A 21,407-nucleotide genomic window follows, 5' to 3' on the forward strand; every position below is an offset into this window, starting at 1 on the left:
TGCTTCATTTTTACATTTATTTCTTTTTTCGTTTATTCCAGATTGGCATGTCTCTGAAACATGCTTTCTCCTGTAAGCCCGAGCTGTTCCATTAATATCATCATAATGTAATCCGAACAAATCATCAGACTTTGCTCAAACAGGCTTCCCATAGGCTGGATAGAATGTGATTTTTTCCCCTCATCAAATTTGCTGGACGCCGCTATCTGCAGAATTACATCTGCCATTTTACCTATTGCAGACTCCGGATAAATGGTAATAAGCGCAATCTTTGCACCAACCTTCTTTGCTGTTTCCGCATTTTTAACCAAAGCTCCTGTTTCACCCGAGCCACTGGTAATAAGAAGAAGATCGTCTGCTTCAATCGCCGGCGTCGTACATTCTCCTACTCTGTATGCTGTGATTCCGCTTTGCATCAGCCGCATGGCAAAACAGCTTGCAATCAGCCCGCTTCTTCCCGAACCGGCTACAAATACCCTTTTTGCTTTCTGAATTGCAGAGGCAATCGCTGTCTCCTCTTCATACGAAACCCTTTTTACTGTTTTACACAATTCCTCTAAAACTTCGCTTATTTCATGCATTTTTTTCTCCGCACCTCTCATTCTTTTTTCGTGATTTCATTCTACTCTGCGCTTCAAATGGAGTAAAGTTTGCCTCCTTTTTTCTATTTTTCGTTCCCCTTTCCTGATTTTTTCTCACTTCTCTTGTATTTATTTTTATATAATTTGCACAAACTTTTTTCTTTCCCAGCTTCGCAGTGAAGTGTTTTTTTGTTTTTTTACTTCATGTTCTATTTTCACTTTTATGAGACGCAAAAAACTCCCTGTACATTTCATATGTTTTCAACACATAAATGCACAGGGAGTTCCTTATCTTCTGTTATCCTCTATAATAGTTAATCAGACAGCCCTTCAGAATGATCTCTCGCTCATCGTCGGTCAGTCCGCCCAGCTTCAGGGTTACTTCCCGGTCTTTTTCACCGTTTACGTATACGGGGATCTCAGCCTTCTTCTCTTCCACTGCCTTGCGGATCTCCGGAATGAACAGGAAATCGCCCTTGGAAAAGGGAAGAGTTCCCTCGTCGATCAGGAAGGGCAGCATACCCCAGTTGATCAGGTTGGAGCGGTAACGCTTGGTGGCGTAGGAGTTGGCGATATTCGCCCAGCCGCCCAGTACCTTCTGGCAGGAGGCCGCCTGCTCTCTGGCGGAGCCGTCGCCGGGCTTCACTGCGAAGATGGTACTGCCCACACCCACGTTGGTCTTATCCACGCCCGGATACCATGCGTTCAGATTCTGGAATACCGGTTTCAGCTCCGGCACTGCCTCTGCGGGACAATCCCCCGCCTCGATGGCCTTCTCGGCCTTCTGAATCTCCTTTGCCAGTCCCACATAGGCCGGATCCTTCCGGGACAGGGTGAACTCTGCCAGACCCAGCGGGTTGGAGCGGTAAGAGGAGGTTTCGCCGGAGGGAATCAGCTCGTCTGTAGTGGTTACTGGATCGTGAATCTCAGATACCACCTTCAGAATCAGATGCTCCGCCAGGGCCGGCATAGCGGGCCAGTCCTTGATATTCGGGCCAAACTTGATCTCTACGCTCGGATCTGCCACGCCCTTGCTGTCAAAGACGCGGTTCTCGTAAATCTTGCTGTCAAAGAAGTAATGCGGGCTGCTGAAGTCCACGTCCATCTCGGTGGCTGCGGTCAGATAACCCTTGTTGGCTGCGGTGGCAGCGATGGAACGTGCGTCCATCAGCGCCACAGACGCAATCTGCCCGCTCTGGAGCTTGGAGCCCTCCCGGTTCGGGAAGTTACGGGTGGAGTGACGAATACTGAAGCCATTGTTGGACGGGGTATCGCCTGCGCCGAAGCAGGGTCCGCAGAACGCGGTCTTCAGGACAGCGCCGGTCTCCATCAGAGTCGCCGCCGCGCCGTTCTTCACCAGTTCCATGTAAATCGGCATACTTGCCGGATATACGCTTAAGGTAAACTCATCGGGGCCGATGCTTGCGCCCTTCAGGATGTCCGCTGCCGCACAGATATTTTCAAAGCCGCCGCCTGCGCAGCCTGCGATGATGCCCTGATCCACATAGAGCTTGCCGTCGCGGATCTTGTCGGTCAGATGATAGTCTACCGCGCCGCCCAGGGATACGAGAGCTTTCTTCTCCACGTCGCGCAGGATATCCCCCAGGTTTGCCTTTACCTCTTCGATAGTATAAACGTTGCTGGGATGGAACGGCATGGCAATCATGGGCTTCACAGCGCTCAGATCCACATAAATCATACCGTCGTAGTATGCCACCGGGCCGGGCTTCAGCTCCTTGTAGGCGCCGGCTCTGCCGTGAATCTCATAAAACTCTTTGATGGCGTCATCGGTCTTCCAGATGGAGGACAGGCAGGTGGTCTCTGTGGTCATGACGTCGATGCCGATACGGAAGTCCGCGCTTAAATTCTCGACGCCGTCTCCCACAAACTCCATCACCTTATTGTTCACATAGCCCTTTTCAAAGACTGCCCCGATGATGGCCAGCGCCACGTCCTGGGGGCCGACGCCCTTCTGGGGCTCGCCGGTCAGGTACACGCCCACCACGCCGGGCATATTGATGTCATAGGTCTTATTCAGAAGCTGCTTTACCAGCTCCGGACCGCCCTCGCCCATGGCCATGGTTCCGAGAGCTCCGTAACGGGTGTGGCTGTCGGATCCCAGAATCATCTTTCCGCCCTCTGCCAGCATCTCACGGGCAAACTGGTGGATAACGGCCTGATGAGGCGGTACGTAGACGCCGCCGTATTTCTTCGCGCAGGTCAGGCCAAACATGTGGTCATCCTCGTTGATGGTTCCGCCTACGGCGCACAGACTGTTGTGACAGTTGGTCAGCACATAGGGAATCGGGAACTTCTCCAGTCCTGAAGCGCGGGCTGTCTGAATGATTCCTACAAATGTAATATCGTGGGACGTAAGCTTGTCAAATTTAATTTCCAGCTTGTCCATGTTGCCTGATGTATTGTGTGATTCCAGAATTCCATAGGCGATGGTCTGCTTTCTGGCCTCTTCCTTAGAGGGCACGCTGCCAAGCTGGCTCTCCAGCACGCTCTGCGCGTCCCTGGTATCCGGTATGATCTCTGTTCCGTTCAGCAGATATGCTCCGCCTTCCAGTAATTGAACCATGTTTCTCCTCCTGCATTATACGCTTACTATTTTCTTATCATTATAAAGATAGCTTGCACAGAATGCAAGCTATCTTCTCACTTATTCTTTCTTATTCGTACCGTTTTTTGCGGATATATCCGAGCGCAGCTGCCAGTCCCGCAAGAGCCAGGAACCCACAGCTTGCGGCCAGTTCCACCGGATTCTGGTCACCGGTGGCCACGGAAGCCGTCTGTGTCTTATTGCCGGATGAGCCGGAATGGCCTGAAGATCCGGTTTTCTTCGGTTCTTCTGTCTTCTTCGTCTCCTCTGGTTTCACCGGTTCCTTGTAACTGTTTTGAAATACAGGCTCTTTTCCTTCGGTATCCAGTTCCGCCACCAGTACACCGTCATCCTTTTGGATAACCTTTATGGTACAGGTATAAACCGTATTGTCGTAGGTCACATAGTCCAGCTGCTCTTTTTCCTCGCTGATAGTGTAGGTATAGCTGCCCGGTTCTTTAAAGGTCAGCCGCTCAAAGACGATTTTGCCGTCTGCATCACTGGCTGCCCTGCGCACCACGTTTCCGCTCTCATCCTTCACCACAAAATGGAATTCTCCGGCATTCAGTTTCCGTCCATCCAGCTTCTTCGTTGCTTCCAGGATCACATCTACAGGCTTGATTTCCACCGGTTTATAACGGTTTTTGAATACCATTTTCTCTATCGTTTCCTGGCTGCCATCTTTGCTGATGCCTGTCTCCAGCTGAAGCTGTCCGGCGAAGAAGCTGACATTCACTGTCACACGATACACAGAAAGGTCATAGGTTATCCCGGAAGCTCCTTCATTTGCCTCTGTCACCTTATACCGATAGGTTCCCGGCTTTGTAAATGAAATTTCACCAAACCGAAAGCTTCCGTCTGCCGTATTTCGAACCTCAGTACCGCCTGCCGCGGGCATCGGCATGGACTGACCGGCTGTCTCCGCATTTTCCTCTGAAAGGCCTGTGATCTCCGGCACATCCTCTTCCAGCCGGAACAGGAACTCCCCACCGGTCAGTTCCTTCGGCGCAAGCTCGTTTTCCTTTTCCTCATACAGGTCTTTCTGTCCGGTCAGGGCGAGTTTAACCGGAGACGCTTCTGACCCGATACTCTCCAGAACAGACAGCATGGCCTCTTTTACTCCGGCTGCGCTCGTTGCTGCCTTATAATAGTCTTTCGTCCCCGTACGCTCGCCCAAGCTGCCCCTGTCATTCGCTGTGGCGTTGGGATAGTTGCTGGAAACCGCATGCAGAAACCGATTTGAATCCGAAGTTGCCTCCGTTACATCTCCGGCATCCGCTCCGCTCTGAATCCCAATCGTATAAACCTCCGCTCCCTTGTCCTTTATGCTTTTCGCAGCCGCTACTCCTGCATTGGCAACCCTCGGATCATAATTGCTGAAGCTCGACGGGCCTCCGTCTGTCAAAAAAATTACAATCTGGCGTCTGTCGGAATGCACCGTAATATATCTCTCCGCCAGCTCCAGGCCGTAATCTGCCCTCGTTGCTCCGGATGACTTTAATCCGCCTGCTCCGTCTTTGATAGCCTGCATGTCATCCGTGAGCGGCTTTACAATCTGTGAATTATTATACTTGTATTGGTCCTGTTGATACTCATCATTTCCTATTTCTTCCCTTTTATCTCCGGCAAACTTAATCAGTGCCACGCGATGCTTCTCACCGCCTTCGCCCACTGTGCCATTGATACTTTGTATTTCATCCGCCAACGCCGCTACAGCTGTCTTCAATCCATCTATTCTTTTTGTCGTGTCTTCACTGCCAAACGGATCATCCATCGAGCCGGATACATCCAGCACCAGCACAATATCCGCCGCGCCGCCCGCCGGCTCATTCATGGCAGGTGATCCCGTCTCTGCCTGCGCAGTCATCCCCGTGGGCAGCACGCCTGAAGCCAACACAAGTGTCAAAAACCATGCGCCCAGTTTCTTTAAAAGTCCTCGTTTCTTCACTTTTATCCCCTCCTGCATTCTCTAAATCCTTTTTATTATACAGGAAAATAAAGTTCTTTGTACACTAACCAAACGGCTAGTCTTTTCAGACTAGCCGCTCACTTTTATCCCTATTCGTTTTTTCTTCCGCCTCCGGGAAGATAATCGTTACCTTAAACAGATCCCCGTCCAGATAGATATTGAAGCTGCCCTTCTGAAGCTCCGTCAGATTCCGGGCGATGGAGAGTCCCAAGCCACTGCCCTCGGTACTGCGGGCCACGTCGCCGCGGATAAAGCGCTCGGTCAGTTCGTCGGCGTTGATATTCAGGGGCTGCTCGGAGATATTTTTGATGCTGAACCGCACCATATGGCCCACCGTAGTCAATTCCACGTAGACCCGGGTGTTCGGCATAGCGTACTTGGCCGTATTGTTATACAGATTCTCCACCACGCGCCAGAGCCTGCGCCCGTCGGCCACGATAACCACCGGCTCCTCCGGCATATCCACCACCAGCTTCAGGCCTTTCGCCTCAAACTTCTCGCTGAATTCGCCGTTGGTCTGCTGAATCAGCTCCTGGAAATTAAGCCTTGTCAGCTCCAGCTTCACATTGCCGGAGCTGATTTTCGATGCTTCCACCAGGTCGTCAGTCAGATGCTTCAGGCGCATGGCCTTATCCTCCAGAATCGCGATATAATTCTTTGCCCGTTCATTCTGGATATCCTCCCGTTTCAGCAAATCCACGTAATTGATAATCGATGTCAGCGGCGTCTTGATATCATGGGACACATTGGTGATCAGGTCGGATTTCAGCCGCTCGTCCTTGACGCTCTTTTCCACCGCTGCAGACAGGCCGCTGCCCATCTGGTTCACTGCCTCCGCAAAAGCCAGGTTATCGCCGCTGATCTGGTCGGTGGGAATCTGCGCGTTCAACTCCCCTGCGGAGATCCGTTTGATGCCGTCCAGGATCCGCTGCCGCTGAGCCGCCTGCCGGAGCAGGAAAATTCCCACACCAAGGTCAAAGAACGCCAGCAGGATAATTCCAATTTCCCCCATTATCAGGAGCACTACGTTTCCCAGCAGAAAGCCTGCATAGGAAAGCATGGTCTTCGTGGTGGTCTTCCGATTCTTCATCATCTCCCCGAAAACACTGCTGATCAGGTAGAGAATACTGTTCTTCCACAGGGTATGGGCCTTGATTCTGCGTACCAGGCTGATATAACCGGTGAGAAACATTCCATTCAACACAAAGGCCACGCCCCCGCCCACCAGGGCGAATTCCGGCATCTCCAGATTCCGTACCGAGACGCCGACAGACACCAGAACCAGGATAATCCAGGCCGGTACAATCAGAATCAACGCCGCCAGCTCCGACCGTATCCGGTCAAAGCGGTTCAACATAATCTCACCGTCCTCGTCAGTGCTGCGTCCTGCTGCCAAAGTCAGATACACCATGCTCAGCAGATACAGAATCGCTCCCAGCATCACGCCGTAGACTGCCACCCGGCTCACCGGCGCGATTTCCTCATACTGCTTCTTATACTGGGCCAGCTTATCGCTCGCCTTATATCCGGAGTCCACAGCTACCACCAGAATATAATCCCCTTCCACGGAAGGCGGATAGCTCTTCACATAGCTGCTCAGCTCGCTTAAGGAAATCGGCATACCATTGGCTTCATAATTCATATCTGAGCTGTCATAAATCAGATAATCCTTATAAGAGGTACGAATGTAATTCAACAGCCCCTCCTGGCTGGAAAATTTTTCTTTCCCAAAGCTTTTCATATTAGTGGAAATCTTTTCGGAAAAATCCTCCGGTGAAACCTGCTCCACTGATTTCGGAATGACAAAATAGCGCATATTGGTCATGCTGGGACTGAACAGCTCCAGATTCTCCGTATACGCGTAATAATCATTGTAAATGACCGGGAGTACATTTTCCAGATCATAATAAATCTCCTGAAGCTGGGCGGTGGTCAGCCGCTTCGCCTCTGCATAGGCGGTAATGCTGTCGTAGCCCACCGGTCCATACCGCTCCTCTACCGCCTCCAGCTGCTCCACATTGCGGACAGTGCTCTGCATCATATCGAAAGGACTGCTTTCTCCGTCTGTAATGAATTCCTCCACAAAACCTTCCATATTTTCTTCGGACATCGCAGATGTGGCGGATGATTCCTCCGCATCCGTCTCATCCGCTGTATCACCCTCAGGTACGGAGGTTATGGACGTTTCACTGTTCCCCTTATTTACGGTAGAGATCGAGGCCACCTCTGTTCCATCCTCACCGTACAGAGACTGCTCCGTATAATTGGTGAAACCCTTGGACAGATAGCCTACGGTGCCGTCGTCGTAGGTAATCTTCATCAGGGTACCGGTCTCCATGCCATCCAGAGACCAGTTCAGCAGATCCGTCAGTTCATAATACAGGCCTCCGTCCTTCACGTCGCCACTTCCGATGGTACTGTTTTCTGCGTATTGCTGAACATCTACGAGAATCTTGCCGTCGTAGACGCCATTTTTCTCAAACTTACTCTCCCGGCTGGCAGCCCGGACGCAACGGTAGATCTGCTCCAAAACCTCATCCTGATAATAACCGGTGCTCTCAAAGGTCTGATCCTTTCCCACGAATCCAAAGCCGCTGCCGCCCACATAGACCGTACACACGACCACGGACAGCACCAGCACCATCGCGCAAATCTGATTCAATAGCAGCGCCGTGAGCTTCCACAGCTTCGAATATTCCCATCGCTTCATTTACAGCTTCTCCACCTTATATCCAATGCCCCACACCACCTTCAGATAGCGGGGCTCCTTCGCGTTAATCTCGATCTTTTCCCGGATGTGACGGATATGGACCGCCACCGTATTATCCGCGCCGATGGCGTCTTCATTCCAGATACTCTCATAAATCTGATTAATGGAGAACACCTTACCCTGATTCTTCACCAGAAGCAGCAAAATATTATACTCAATAGGCGTCAGCTTCACCTGCTCACCGTCCACGGTCACTTCCTTCAGATCGTCGTTCATAACCAGGCCGCCGGTCTGATAGATCTTCTGATTCTCATCCATCGCATTGCCAAGCTTCGTATAGCGGCGCAGCTGTGACTTCACCCTGGCCACCAGCTCCAGCGGATTAAAGGGTTTCGTCACGTAATCGTCCGCACCGATATTCAACCCCAGAATCTTATCCGCGTCCTCCGACTTGGCTGACAGAATAATAATCGGAATACTACTCTTCTCCCGAATCTTAAGCGTCGCCCGCAGGCCGTCCAGCTTCGGCATCATAATATCAATCAGCAGCAGCTGCACATCCTCCTGCTCCAGCATTTCCACCGCCTGCACCCCGTCGTAGGCCTTCAAAATCCGGTACCCCTCCTGGGACAGATAAATCTCTATCGCGTCCACAATCTCCCTGTCATCATCACAGACCAGGATTGTATTCTTCTTTTTGTTCATGTTCTCACCCTCATATCGTTCTTGAAACGTGAATAGACAGTAAAATGATACTCTTACATTTTACTGTCTATCCATAGTTATAACAAGGCTTTTTTAAGTTCTCTGTTTGATAATTCTTAAGATTTTCTTGGGATTTCCCGAGCTTAAACTACCAGAAAAGAGAAAATATCCCCCTCGCCGGAAAATAATGCGTGCCCGGCGAGGGGGATATTTTCTCTTTTTGTCCGTCTTACTTCAAATATTCCGCATACTTCTCTTCACTGGCACTGAGGAACACAATACCGATGATACCCGGGCCCGTATGCGCACCGATAGCGCATCCAACCCAGGACTTGATGATGCCACGGCAATGATACTTCTCCATCAGCATTGCGCTCACCTTCTCGCAGGTCTCCGGATCATTTCCGTGTACTACGCCAATGATCTGTTTATCCAGATCCACGCCGCGCTCGCCCACCAGCTCCACGCACCGCTTCAGCGATTTATGCCGTCCGCGCACCTTCTCAATGGCTACCAGCGCACCGTCGTCATTGACCTCGATGATCGGCTTCAGATCCAGCACGCCGCCCAGTACTGCGGAAGTCCGGCTCAGACGGCCGCCCTTGTACAGATACTCCAGGGTCTCCACCGTCACAATATGCTCCATATGCTCACAGAAAAACTGCGCTGCCTCTATAATCAGATCCTTCGGCGCGCCATTTGCCTGCATCCGCAGGATTTTCTCCACTGCCAGACCAAAGCCCAGAGAGGCGCACTTGGTATCAATGATGGTCAGATCAAACTCCGGATACTCCTCCAGAAGCTCTTCCTTTGCCAGATTTGCCGCATTGAAAGTACCCGCGATACCGGTAGAGAAGCACATATACAGCACCTCGTCCCCGGCCTTGGCGTAAGGTTCAAAATTCTCCCGGAACATATACTGATTGATGTGGTAGGTCTTGATATCAGTCCCTTGCGCCTGAATCCGGTAGAAATCCTCCGGGAAAATGGTCTTGCCGTCAAAATAATCCGTTCCATCAATGGTTACCGGCGTCGGAATCACATGAAGCTTGTATTTCTCGACAATCTCCTTGGGCAGATCCGTTGCCGAATCCGTAATAATCTTAAATGCCATGTTCTTCTCCCCTGAATTTAATTTGCGGCCTATGATACCGGCCCATCATTTGGTTTACATAACTCATATTTCATTTCCTACTCTAAGGTCTCAAGCTGCGCCAGCCACAACGCAGAGCAGGCATCGCTGGGCATCCGCAAATCTCCCCGCGGCGATACCGCTACAGAACCCACCTTCGGGCCGTCCGGCAGACAGGACCGCTTAAACTGCTGGGCAAAATATCTGCGGTAGAATACCTTCAGCCATTTAAGCATGGTTTCCTTATCATAGACGTCCGCAAAGGCTTTCTGAGCCAGCCGGTAAATCTTCGCCGGTTCAAAGCCGAAACGTAAGATGTAATACAGATAAAAATCATGCAGCTCATAGGGACCCACCAAATCCTCTGTCTTCTGGGCAATTTCCCCGTCCTTCGGCGGCAGCAGCTCCGGGCTCACCGGCGTATCCAATACGTCCAGCAGCACCCCGGAAAGCTTCTCATCCCCACAGGTATCTGCGTAATATCGCACCAGATGGCGCACCAGCGTCTTCGGAACCCCCGCATTGACGCCGTACATAGACATGTGGTCGCCATTGTAGGTGGCCCAACCCAGGGCCAGCTCCGACATATCGCCGGTACCAATGACCATGCCGCCCGCCTGGTTGGCCAGATTCATCAAAACCTCCGTACGCTCCCGCGCCTGGGAATTCTCGTAGGTCACGTCATGCACATCCGGATCGTGTCCGATATCCCGGAAATGGATGGTCACCGCCTCGCGGATATCCACCTCCTTCAGCGTCGCTCCAAGCTTTTCTACCATATCACAGGCATTCCGGTAAGTCCGGTCTGTGGTTCCAAAGCAGGGCATGGTCACGCCCAGAATACCGGAACGGTCCAGTCCCAGACTGTCAAAAGCCTTCACCGTAACCAGAAGCGCCAGAGTGGAATCCAGGCCACCGGAGATACCGACCACCGCCGTCTTGCAGTGGGTATGCTCCAGCCGCTTCTTCAGGCCCATATACTGAATGGCGAAAATCTCCTCACAGCGCCGCTGTCTGTCACTGTCGCTGCCGGGCACGAAGGGCGCCGGATCTACATAACGGGACAGCTCTGTATCTTCCTTTTTCAGATGGAAGCCAACCTCCACATAGGATCTGGAATTATCCGTCCGGAAGGTGGTCATTCTTCTGCGCTCACCCACCAGCCGTGCGATATCCAGCTCCGCATAAATGGTCTCACTGGTAAATCGTTCCGATTCTGCCAGAATCGTTCCATTTTCCGCAATGATATTATGACCGCCAAACACCAGATCCTGGCTGGACTCACCCTCTCCTGCATTGGCATAGATATATCCGCATACCAGGCGGGCCGACTGTCCGCCTATGAGAGACTCCCGGTACAGATTCTTGCCTGTGGTCTCATCGCTGGCTGAGCAGTTCACGATGACCGTTGCGCCTGCCAGCGCATGACCGATGCTTGGCGGGTTCGGCACCCACACGTCCTCGCAGATCTCCGCAGCCACACTAAGTCCCGGAAGCTCCTCACAGGTGAACAGCAGCTTCGTTCCAAAATTGATATAATCGCCGTCCTCTCCCTCCTCGGGAACCCACACGTCCTCCACTTCCTGATTTCCCGGTGTGAAATGACGCAGCTCATAGAATTCCCCGTAATTAGGCAGATGCAGCTTCGGCACCAGGCCAAGCAGATGTCCGCCGCAGAGAGCCGCCGCCACATTGTAAAGCTTGCCGTCCTTCTCCCAGGGAAGTCCCACGAAGATCAGCGCGTCCAGATCTGCCGTCTCTCTGGCGATATGGAACAACTCCTCCCGGGCGCTCTTTAGCAGAAGCTCCTGTAAAAATAAATCCGAACAGGTATAGCCGGTAATGCCAAGCTCCGGAAATACGATGATCTTCGCGCCATTTTCCGCCGCCTCTCTGGCAAGTCTTATGGTCTCCGCGCCATTTCCCTTCGTGTCCGCCACCTGAATCTTCGGCGTCACCGCCGCCGTTCTGATAAACCCGTGTCTCATATCGTTACCTCTTTATTCACCTTTTCGCTACTTTCAGGATCTCTTTCAGATCCTCGATATCAAACTTGTAGGCATGATTGCAGAAATGGCATTTCACCTCGATGGGCTTGTTGTCCTGAATCATTTCCCGGATGTCCTTGCTTCCGATGCTGACGATGGCCTTTGCCACCCGCTCCCGGCTGCAGTTGCAGTACCAGGAAGCCGGAATGGTGTCGTTAATCTCCAGACCGAAATCACCCAGCAGATACTCCAGAAGCTGCTCCGGGCTCATGCCCTGATCCAGAAGCTTCGTCACTGAATCCATGGTGGACAGCTTTGCTTCCAGTGCGTCAATGACCTTGTCGTCGGTAAAGGGCATCAGCTGAATGATAAAGCCGCCTGCCTGGCGAAGCGTATTATCCTTATTTAACAACACGCCCAGCCCTACCGAGGATGGAACCTGCTCAGATGTGGCAAAGTAATAGGTCAAATCCTCCGCAATCTCGCCAGTCTGCAGTTCAACGGTTCCCACATAGGGCTCCTTAAGGCCCAGATCCTTGATCACCCGCAGGGTACCAGGCCCGATGGCGCCGGACACGTCCAACTTTCCCTTTGCGTTCGCCGGAAGCAGCACCATGGGTTCATCCACATAGCCCTTTACTCTTGCCTTGGAATCCGCTGTCACGGTGATGCCGCCGATGGCTCCGGCTCCCTTGATCTGCAGGGTCAGCAGATCCGCGTCGCCTTTCATCATGGAACCCATCATGGCTCCGGCTGTCAGCAGACGTCCCAGAGCCGCTGTAGCCACCGGACTGGTGTTGTGAATGGAGCGCGCCTGCTCCACCATTTCTCTGGATGTGATAGCAAAGGCACGAATCTGGTGATCTGCAGCCGTTGCTCTTACAATATAATCTTCCATAATTTTACTCCTCTTTTTCTTACGCTTTCCGCGCCACAACACAGAATTTACCTGTCGTTTCCATGACTGCTTCACCTGTGTCGGAATCAAAGATCTGCTCCGCCTTCAGTCCCGCTTTTTCAAGCAGCTCCAGTACCCGCTCCAGCGCATAGGCCTTCTGGATATGCGTCTCTTCAAACCGCACATACCGGTCGTCCTCATCCTGCACATAAAGCGTCAGGTCGTACTGATTCAGCTGTTCCTCCGGGTCGTAATAATTTTCCCAGATAAAGCTGCCCTCCTCCCGGTTCTCCGCGATGGTGGTCTCGCCCAGCATCTCTTTGTATTTGTAAATGGTATTCATGTCGAAGAAGAACACGCCGTCCGGATCCAGATAATTCCACACCAGCCGGAACACCTGCAGTAAATCTTCCTCTTCCGTAATATAATTCAGGGAATCGCAGACGCTGACGATGGCCCGCACCGTGCCATAAAGTTCAAACTCCCGCATATCCTGCAGAAGATACAAAATATCGTGTCCCGATCCGGCGCGCTTCTCACAGGCCAGCTCCAGCATTTCCTCGGAAGCGTCCACGCCGATCATATCGTAGCCCGCATCCGCCAGAAGTTCCGTCATGCTGCCGGTTCCGCAGCCCAGATCCAACACCAGACCGTCCGGAATTCCGTATTCTTTTAATATCTCTGTGATCCGCCGGCTCCATTTCTCATAGGGAACCTGGTCCATAAACAGATCGTAAACCTCCGCAAAGCCTGTATACGCGTCCATCGCTGCTGTAACTCCTTCAATTGTCTGATTTTCCAGACTGTATGATCCGTTTCATCATAACAAATTTCCGGACAAAAAACAAGGACTGCCGGAAAATCCCGGCAGTCCCTCACAATCGTCTGATTATTTGCTGCTTAAAAACTTCTCGATATTGGCCATAGCCTCTTCTTCGTCCTCGCCGTCCGCAGAAACGGTAACGGTCTCGCCCGCGAAGAGTCCAAGGGTCATCATACCCATAATGCTCTTGGCATTTACCTTCTTGTTATCACTCTCCACATAGATCTCGCTGCCGTACTGGCTCGCCACCTGTACCAGCAATGCGACCGGTCTGGCTTCAAGCCCTTCCGGAATCTGAATCGTGATTTCCTGTTTCATCATAATAATTCTCCTCCTTGTGATCCCTTAGCTCCTCTGCTATCAGACTCAGCTTTCTGAGACGGTGATTCACACCGGACTTCCCTACGGGCGGCGTCAGCATCTGACCCAGCTCCTTTAAGGTCGTCTCCGGCTGCTCCAGACGGAGTACTGCTATCTCTGCCAGGTTCTCCGGCAACTCATCAAAGCCAATGGTTCTCTGAATAAATTGGATATCCTCTATCTGTTTTACCGCTGCTGAAACGGTCTTGTTCAAGTTCGCAGTTTCACAGTTCACCTGTCGATTGACGGAATTGCGCATCTCCTTCAGAATCCGGACATTTTCGAACTTCATCAGGGCCACATGGGCTTCCATCACATTCAAAAGGTCCGCAATCTGCGATCCTTCCTTTACGTATAACACGTAACTGCGCTTTCGCAGCGTGATCCGCGCGTCTATCCCGAAGCTGGCCAGCATCTCCCGAAGCTCATCCGCCTTCTCTTCCCCGCTGCACACGATTTCAAAATGATAGCCTTTCTCCGGGTCGCTCAAGGAGCCGGACGCCAGAAAGGCTCCCCGTATGTAAGCCCGCCTGCAGCACTGATTCTGCACCAGCATATGCTTCACGGGCTCCAGTCCTCCGAAAGAAGTCACCTCATAGCTGAGACTTCCCCTGGGATTTCTGCTCTGCCGCGTCGACACGTTCATTTCTATATTAAATGTTTTTCTCAATAATGTAAAGTACTTTCTTGCAACGGCCAGATTCTCCGTGTGCATTTTCACGCAGGGGGACTCTCCTTCAACACTCTCCACGCGGCTGCAGAAGTTTAAAATGGCGGCCATCTCAGCCAGTCTGCAATGTCTGGCCGGCGGCACATGGGCGGAGAGCTCCTGCTTGATCTCACTGGAAAAAGACATAGATCACCTCTTCATTTCCCTAATGCGCTTTTACAACGGCATCCTTCTCAATATCGCGATGCTCGATACGCACCGCGTAGTCCGCATTGTTTCGCAGCCGTTCATAAAGCTTATTGGCCAGGGTGACAGAGCGGTGCTTGCCGCCGGTGCAACCGATGGAGATCACCAGCTGGTTCTTGCCCTCCAGCACATAATTCGGAATCAGGAACTGAATCATGTCAATCAGCTTGTCCAGAAACCGGTGGGACACCTCGAAGCCCATAACGAAATCCTGCACCGGCTTGTCATTGCCGCTGAGCTTCCGAAGTTCTTCATAATAATAGGGATTCGGCAGGAACCGCACGTCAAATACCAGATCGGAATCCGTCGGAATACCGTATTTAAAGCCAAAGGAAAGGACGGTAATGACCAGGTTCTTAAAGTTCTTATTCTGCACAAAGATCTTGTCCAGTTCCTGCTTCAGCTCCCTAGTCAGCAGATTGCTGGTATCAATGATATAATCCGCCTGCTTCTTCAGAAATTCCAGCCTTTTGCGCTCCTCCTGGATACCGTCGGCCACGCGGCCATTCTGCGCCAGCGGATGCGTACGCCGGGTCTCCTTGTAGCGCTTCACCAGCACCTCGTCAGAGGAATCCAGGAACAGGATTTCATAGTTCACGCCTGCCACGGTCAGTTCCTCCAGAGTGGCCGCCAGCTCGTTAAAAGCTTTTCCGCTTCGGATATCAATGCCCAACGCCACCTTCGTGACCTCCGTATTACCCGGATAAATCAGCTCAGAAAATTTTTCAATCAGAGAAATCGGCAGATTATCCACGCAGAAATAACCTGCGTCCTCCAACGCCCGAAGAGCGGTGCTTCGTCCCGCGCCTGACATTCCTGTTACAATTACAAATCTCATCTGTATCTTCTCCTGTCTGTTTCGACGCTCTTAAAAACCAAGTAGCTTTACTTCCATTTCCAGCTCCACACCGAACTGTTTCTTTACTTCTTCCTGCACATGGCATACCAGATCCATCACATTCCGGGCCGTCGCGCCACCCCGGTTGATAACGAAGCCACAGTGCTTCTCAGACACCTGCGCGCCGCCTACGCTGTAACCACGCAGTCCCGCGTCCATGATGAGCTTTCCTGCAAAATAACCCTCAGGCCGCTTGAAGGTGCTGCCTGCGCTGGCGTATTCCAGCGGCTGCTTGGATGTTCTCGCCTCCTTCAGCTCCTGCATCCGGGCTTCAATCGCCCCTTTATCGCCTTTCTCCAGCTCCAGCAGAGCGCTCAGAACCAGATAGCCCTTTTTTGCAATGACGCTGGTACGGTAACCCAGCTCCAGCTCGTCTTTTTTAAGCCGCAGGATTTCTCCGTCCGGCTTCATGACCACAGCCTCTTTGACCACGTCCTTCATCTCTCCGCCGTAGGCTCCGGCGTTCATGACCAGTGCTCCCCCTAAGGTTCCCGGGATACCGGAAGCGAATTCCAGTCCGGTCAGTCCCTCTTTGGCCGCCAGACGGGCCATGCGTACCAGCAGAGCTCCGGCTTCTACTTCCAGCTCGGTGCCATTTACGCGGATGCCGTCCATATTGCGGAACAGTTGGATGATGACGCCCTTATATCCTTCGTCGCTCACCAGCACATTGCTGCCATTCCCCAGGATATAATAGGGGACGCCAGCTTCCACGCAGGCCTTTACCGTGTCCGCCAGCTGCGGTACCGTCTGAGGCATGCAGAAAATGGCCGCCGGGCCACCGATGCGAAAGGTGGTATGACGGCTCATGGGCTCGTCCCGCAGGACATTGGCAGCTTCATTTATATTGCAAAGGATTTTATATAATTTCTGAATCATTGTGTGTACTCCATTGGGATTTGGTTGTTTCTATACTCTGTTTTAGTATATGCGAAAAAATAAATAAAAACAATCTTAAAATACTTTCTATAAATATTTTCTAAGGTACTGGCCCGTATAGGAGAGCTCCTGCCCTGCCACCTTCTCCGGTGTGCCCTTGGCAATGACCGTGCCGCCACGGTCGCCGCCTTCCGGTCCCATGTCAATGATGTAATCGGCCGTCTTTATCACGTCCAGATTATGCTCGATGACCACGACTGTATTGCCGCCCTCGGCCAGCCGTTTCAGAATCTCCGTCAGCTTATGGACATCGGCAAAATGCAGGCCCGTAGTCGGTTCATCCAGAATGTAGATGGTCTTGCCGGTGCTCCGTCTGGACAGCTCGGTGGCCAGCTTAATCCGCTGGGCTTCCCCTCCGGACAGGGTCGTGGAAGGCTGTCCCAGCTTGATATAGGAAAGTCCCACGTCGTTCAGAGTCTCAATTTTCCTGCGGATAGATGGCACATTTTCGAAGAAGGTCATGGCCTCTTCCACAGTCATATCCAACACGTCAAAGATGCTCTTGCCCTTATACTTCACATCCAGAGTCTCCCGGTTGTACCGTTTTCCCTGGCAGACCTCGCAGGGCACGTACACGTCCGGCAGGAAATGCATCTCGATTTTGATGATTCCGTCGCCGGAGCAGGCCTCACAGCGGCCGCCTTTCACATTGAAGCTGAAACGACCCTTCTTATAGCCCTTGCTCTTGGCGTCGGCTGTGGACGCGAACAAGTCGCGGATCTGGTCGAATACGCCGGTGTAAGTGGCCGGGTTGGAACGGGGCGTCCGCCCAATAGGGGACTGGTCGATGGCAATGACCTTGTCAAGCTGCTCTAACCCTGTGATTTCCTTGTATTTACCCGGAATGGTGCGGGCCCGGTTCAGCTTCCGCGCCAGGGTCTTATAGAGAATCTCATTGACCAGAGAGCTCTTTCCGGAACCGGACACGCCGGTGACGCAGGTCATGACGCCCAGGGGGAAATCCACCTGGATATTTTTCAGGTTATTTTCCGCAGCGCCCCTGACCGTCAGCCAGCCCGTGGGAGTTCTTCTGGTCTCCGGCACCGGAATCTTTAATTTTCCGCTTAAGTAAGCTCCGGTAATGGAATCCGGGCAGGCCATAATCTCCTGTGCCGTACCTGCCGCCACGACCTTGCCGCCGTGCTCGCCCGCGCCCGGGCCGATATCCACGATATAATCCGCCGCAAACATGGTATCCTCGTCATGCTCCACCACAATCAGGGTATTACCCAGATCCCGCAGACGCTTCAGGGTCGCCAGCAGCTTATCGTTGTCCCGCTGATGCAGGCCGATGCTGGGCTCGTCCAGGATATAGGCCACGCCCACCAGGCCGGAGCCGATCTGAGTGGCCAGACGGATACGCTGAGCCTCGCCGCCGGACAGGCTGCCGGTGGCCCGGGCCAGGGTCAGATAATCCAGTCCCACATCAATCAGGAAGCCGATGCGGGCCTTAATCTCTTTCAGGATCTGTTCACCAATCAGCTTCTGCTGTTCTGTAAGCTGCAATTCCTTCAGAAAATCATACAGCTTCAGCACGGACATAGACGTCACTTCCGCGATATTCTTCTCCCCCACGGTCACCGCCAGAGACGTCTTCTTCAGACGCTGGCCGCCGCAGGCCTTACAGGGCGTAATCCGCATGAAGGTCTCATATTCCTGACGCATGATCTCGGAACCGGTCTCCCGATAGCGGCGCTCCACATTTTTAATCAGGCCCTCGAAGGCCACATCATAGACGCCCTCGCCCCGCTGCCCCTTATAATAGACCTTCACCTCACGGCCATTGGTTCCATGAATCAGTATGTCCCGGATCTCCGGGGACAGCTGCTCATAAGGTATGGTCAGATCGAAGCCGTATTCTTTGGAAAGGGCTTTCAAAAGCGCATAGGTAAAGCTGGACGGGTCCGTACAGGACTGCCAGCCCATGACCGTAATCGCACCCTCCGCGATACTTAAGGACTTATCGGGAATCATTAAATCCTCGTCAAATTCCATCTTGTAGCCCAGGCCGAAGCACTCCGGGCAGGCTCCGAAGGGGTTATTAAAGGAAAAGCTTCTGGGTTCAATCTCTTCCATGCTGATGCCGCAATCCGGACAGGCATAGCTGGAGCTCAAGGTCAGCGTCTCGCCGCCGATGACATCCACCACCAGCAGACCGTCGGACAGGTTCAGCACCGTCTCGATGGAATCCGCCAGGCGGCGCTCTATGCCCTCTTTCACCACCAGTCGGTCCACCACGATCTCGATGGTATGCTTGATGTTCTTTTCCAGCTTGATTTCTTCGGACAGCTCATAGAGATTGCCGTCGATGCGAACCCGGACGAAGCCGCTTTTCTTCGCCTGCTCCAGCACCTTCACATGCTCGCCCTTGCGGCCCTTGACCACCGGGGCCAGCAGCTGGATTTTCGTCCGCTCAGGCATGGCCATGATCTGATCTACCATCTGGTCTACACTCTGCTTCTTGATCTCCTTGCCGCATTTCGGGCAATGGGGGATACCGATCCGGGCATAGAGCAGTCGGAAATAATCGTAAATCTCCGTCACGGTTCCCACAGTGGAGCGGGGGTTCCGGTTCGTAGACTTCTGGTCGATGGAAATGGCCGGAGACAGGCCGTCAATGCTCTCCACATTGGGCTTCTCCATCTGACCCAGGAACTGACGGGCATAGGATGACAGGGACTCCATGTAGCGCCGTTGTCCTTCCGCATAAATGGTATCGAAGGCCAGGGACGATTTTCCCGAACCGCTTAGTCCCGTCAACACCACAAATTTATCTCTGGGGATGTCGATATCCAGGTTCTTTAAATTGTGCTCGTTGGCGCCCCGGATTCTGATAAATTTATCCATTGTTTTTCTCCTCATAAATGCATTGCGACGCAGGTTTTAAAGCTCATTTGCCTGCTTCTTTAATTCTATCATCTTATCACGCAGTTCTGCCGCCAGCTCGAAGTTCAGATCCGCAGCCGCCTTCTTCATCTTCTTATCAATGTCCTTGATGAGCTTCTCCAGTTCCTTCTTGCTCATGGATTCCGGATCCTTCTCGAACTGCAGCTCTTCCTTGGCAATCTCCTTGGAAATGCTGATGAGATCCCGTACGGACTTCTGAATGGTCTTCGGCGTGATGCCATGTTCCTTATTATATGCCTCCTGCAGCGCGCGTCGGCGCTCGGTCTCATCGATGGCCAGCCGCATGGAATCGGTAACGGTATCCGCGTACATGATGACATGGCCTTCAGAATTTCGTGCCGCACGACCGATGGTCTGAATCAGGGAGACCTCGGAACGCAGGAACCCTTCTTTGTCCGCGTCCAGAATCGCCACCAGGGTAATTTCCGGAATATCCAGACCCTCACGCAACAGGTTAATACCAACTAACACATCAAAGACATCCAGACGCATATCCCGGATAATCTGGGTCCGCTCCAGGGTGTCGATATCCGAATGCAGGTATTTGACCCGGATACCCAGCTCCCGCATGTAGTCGGTCAGATCCTCAGCCATGCGTTTCGTCAGGGTAGTGATCAGGATCTTGTGGCCTGCTGCCACCTCCTTATTCACCTCGCCCACCAGGTCGTCGATCTGGCCCTCCACAGGCCGGATTTCCACCTTGGGATCCAGAAGTCCCGTAGGCCGGATAATCTGCTCCGCCCGCAGCATCTCATGATCAGCCTCGTACTCGCCCGGCGTGGCGGAGACGAACATAATCTGATCAATCTTGCTCTCGAATTCCTCGAAGTTCAGCGGACGGTTGTCGAGCGCCGACGGCAGACGGAAGCCGTAATCCACCAGCGTGGTCTTCCGGGATCGATCGCCCGCGTACATGCCGCGGATCTGGGGCACGGTCTTATGGGACTCGTCTATGATAATCAGAAAATCATCCGGGAAATAATCCATCAGCGTATTGGGCGGCGTGCCCGGCGCTGCGCCGGTCAGATGTCTCGAATAGTTCTCGATACCGGAGCAGAAGCCGGTCTCCTTCAGCATCTCAATATCAAAGTTCGTCCGCTCTGCGATGCGCTGGGCCTCCAAAAGCTTGTCCTCACTCTTGAAGTAACGCACCCGCTCCTCCAGCTCCTTCTCGATATCGGCTGCCGCACGCTTAATCTGATCCATGGGTACGACGTAATGAGACGCCGGGAAAATGGCCACGTGCTCAAGCTCCCCTTTGATCTCGCCGGTCAGCACATCAATCTGGGTAATCCGGTCGATCTCGTCCCCGAAAAACTCCACCCGCACCGCCAGCTCGGACTCATTGGCCGGAATAATCTCCACCACATCACCCCGCACCCGGAAGGTACCACGCTTGAAATCCATATCGTTGCGGTCATACTGGATATCCACCAGCTGCCGCAGCACCTCGTCACGATCCTTCTGCATGCCGGGCCGCAGGGAAACCATCATTTTCTCAAAATTCTCCGGCTCACCCAGACCATAGATACAGGAGACACTGGACACGATAATCACGTCCCGCCGTTCAATCAGGGCGGCCGTAGCCGACAGCCGCAGCTTATCAATCTCGTCGTTGATCGACGAATCCTTTGCAATATAAGTATCCGTCGAAGGCACATAGGCCTCCGGCTGGTAATAATCGTAGTAGGAAACAAAGTATTCCACCGCGTTTTCGGGGAAAAACTCTTTAAACTCGCCGTAGAGCTGGGCCGCCAGGGTTTTATTGTGGGCAATAATCAGGGTCGGCTTGTTCAGGGCCTGTATCACATTGGCCATGGTAAAGGTCTTGCCCGATCCCGTAACACCCAGTAAAGTCTGGGCCTGATTGCCTTCCTGAAAGCCCTCTACCAACTTCGCAATGGCCTGGGGCTGGTCGCCGGTGGGCTGGTATTCGCTGTGTAATTTGAACTCCATATCGTGTGATTTCCTTTCTA

General features: G+C 52.7%; 15 protein-coding genes. All 15 read right to left on the reverse strand.

Annotated features, from left to right (window positions below):
• Positions 1–32: 32 nt before the first annotated feature.
• Entirely contained in the window at positions 33–581 is a 549-nt protein-coding gene (gene hxlB / locus ACTRC3_RS00440; RefSeq protein WP_178039354.1) for a 6-phospho-3-hexuloisomerase, read from the reverse strand.
• 298 nt (positions 582–879) lie between these two features.
• Positions 880–3,165: a hydratase gene (locus tag ACTRC3_RS00445; RefSeq protein ID WP_440320725.1), complete on the reverse strand. Its 2,286-nt coding sequence runs from the start codon at positions 3,163–3,165 to the stop codon at positions 880–882.
• A 91-nt stretch (positions 3,166–3,256) separates the two neighbouring features.
• Entirely contained in the window at positions 3,257–5,134 is a 1,878-nt protein-coding gene (locus ACTRC3_RS00450; RefSeq protein ID WP_440320727.1) for a Spy0128 family protein, read from the reverse strand.
• Between the two features lie 85 nt (positions 5,135–5,219).
• Positions 5,220–7,865: a sensor histidine kinase gene (locus ACTRC3_RS00455; RefSeq protein WP_440320729.1), complete on the reverse strand. Its 2,646-nt coding sequence runs from the start codon at positions 7,863–7,865 to the stop codon at positions 5,220–5,222.
• Entirely contained in the window at positions 7,866–8,570 is a 705-nt protein-coding gene (locus ACTRC3_RS00460) for a response regulator transcription factor (RefSeq protein ID WP_349164735.1), read from the reverse strand. It lies immediately after the preceding gene.
• 229 nt (positions 8,571–8,799) lie between these two features.
• Positions 8,800–9,684, reverse strand: coding sequence for a DegV family protein (locus tag ACTRC3_RS00465; RefSeq protein ID WP_440320732.1), 885 nt, complete (start codon positions 9,682–9,684; stop codon positions 8,800–8,802).
• 77 nt (positions 9,685–9,761) lie between these two features.
• Positions 9,762–11,690 (reverse strand): NAD(+) synthase, encoded by a 1,929-nt coding sequence (locus ACTRC3_RS00470; RefSeq protein WP_440320734.1) that lies wholly within the window; start codon positions 11,688–11,690, stop codon positions 9,762–9,764.
• A 16-nt stretch (positions 11,691–11,706) separates the two neighbouring features.
• Positions 11,707–12,588 (reverse strand): Hsp33 family molecular chaperone HslO, encoded by an 882-nt coding sequence (hslO, locus tag ACTRC3_RS00475; protein ID WP_440320736.1) that lies wholly within the window; start codon positions 12,586–12,588, stop codon positions 11,707–11,709.
• 19 nt (positions 12,589–12,607) lie between these two features.
• On the reverse strand, positions 12,608–13,354 hold the full coding sequence (locus ACTRC3_RS00480; protein ID WP_349164739.1) for a class I SAM-dependent DNA methyltransferase: 747 nt from the start codon (positions 13,352–13,354) through the stop codon (positions 12,608–12,610).
• Between the two features lie 123 nt (positions 13,355–13,477).
• Positions 13,478–13,732 carry an HPr family phosphocarrier protein gene (locus ACTRC3_RS00485; protein ID WP_178039449.1) on the reverse strand — a complete coding sequence of 85 codons (255 nt, stop codon included), beginning with the start codon at positions 13,730–13,732 and terminating at the stop codon, positions 13,478–13,480.
• Positions 13,689–14,627: a DNA-binding protein WhiA gene (gene whiA, locus ACTRC3_RS00490; protein WP_349164741.1), complete on the reverse strand. Its 939-nt coding sequence runs from the start codon at positions 14,625–14,627 to the stop codon at positions 13,689–13,691. Before whiA ends, ACTRC3_RS00485 begins: the two co-directional genes overlap by 44 nt.
• Positions 14,628–14,646: 19 nt before the next feature.
• Positions 14,647–15,525: an RNase adapter RapZ gene (gene rapZ / locus ACTRC3_RS00495; RefSeq protein WP_178039447.1), complete on the reverse strand. Its 879-nt coding sequence runs from the start codon at positions 15,523–15,525 to the stop codon at positions 14,647–14,649.
• Between the two features lie 30 nt (positions 15,526–15,555).
• Positions 15,556–16,464: a UDP-N-acetylmuramate dehydrogenase gene (murB, locus tag ACTRC3_RS00500; protein ID WP_440320740.1), complete on the reverse strand. Its 909-nt coding sequence runs from the start codon at positions 16,462–16,464 to the stop codon at positions 15,556–15,558.
• 87 nt (positions 16,465–16,551) lie between these two features.
• Complete coding sequence (uvrA, locus tag ACTRC3_RS00505; protein WP_440320742.1) at positions 16,552–19,371, reverse strand: excinuclease ABC subunit UvrA; 2,820 nt, start codon at positions 19,369–19,371, stop codon at positions 16,552–16,554.
• Between the two features lie 36 nt (positions 19,372–19,407).
• Complete coding sequence (uvrB, locus tag ACTRC3_RS00510; protein WP_440320744.1) at positions 19,408–21,387, reverse strand: excinuclease ABC subunit UvrB; 1,980 nt, start codon at positions 21,385–21,387, stop codon at positions 19,408–19,410.
• Positions 21,388–21,407: the final 20 nt, after the last annotated feature.

The sequence above is a fragment of the Laedolimicola sp. genome, assembly GCF_051972735.1.
Classification (GTDB): Bacteria; Bacillota; Clostridia; order Lachnospirales; family Lachnospiraceae; genus Laedolimicola; species Laedolimicola intestinihominis.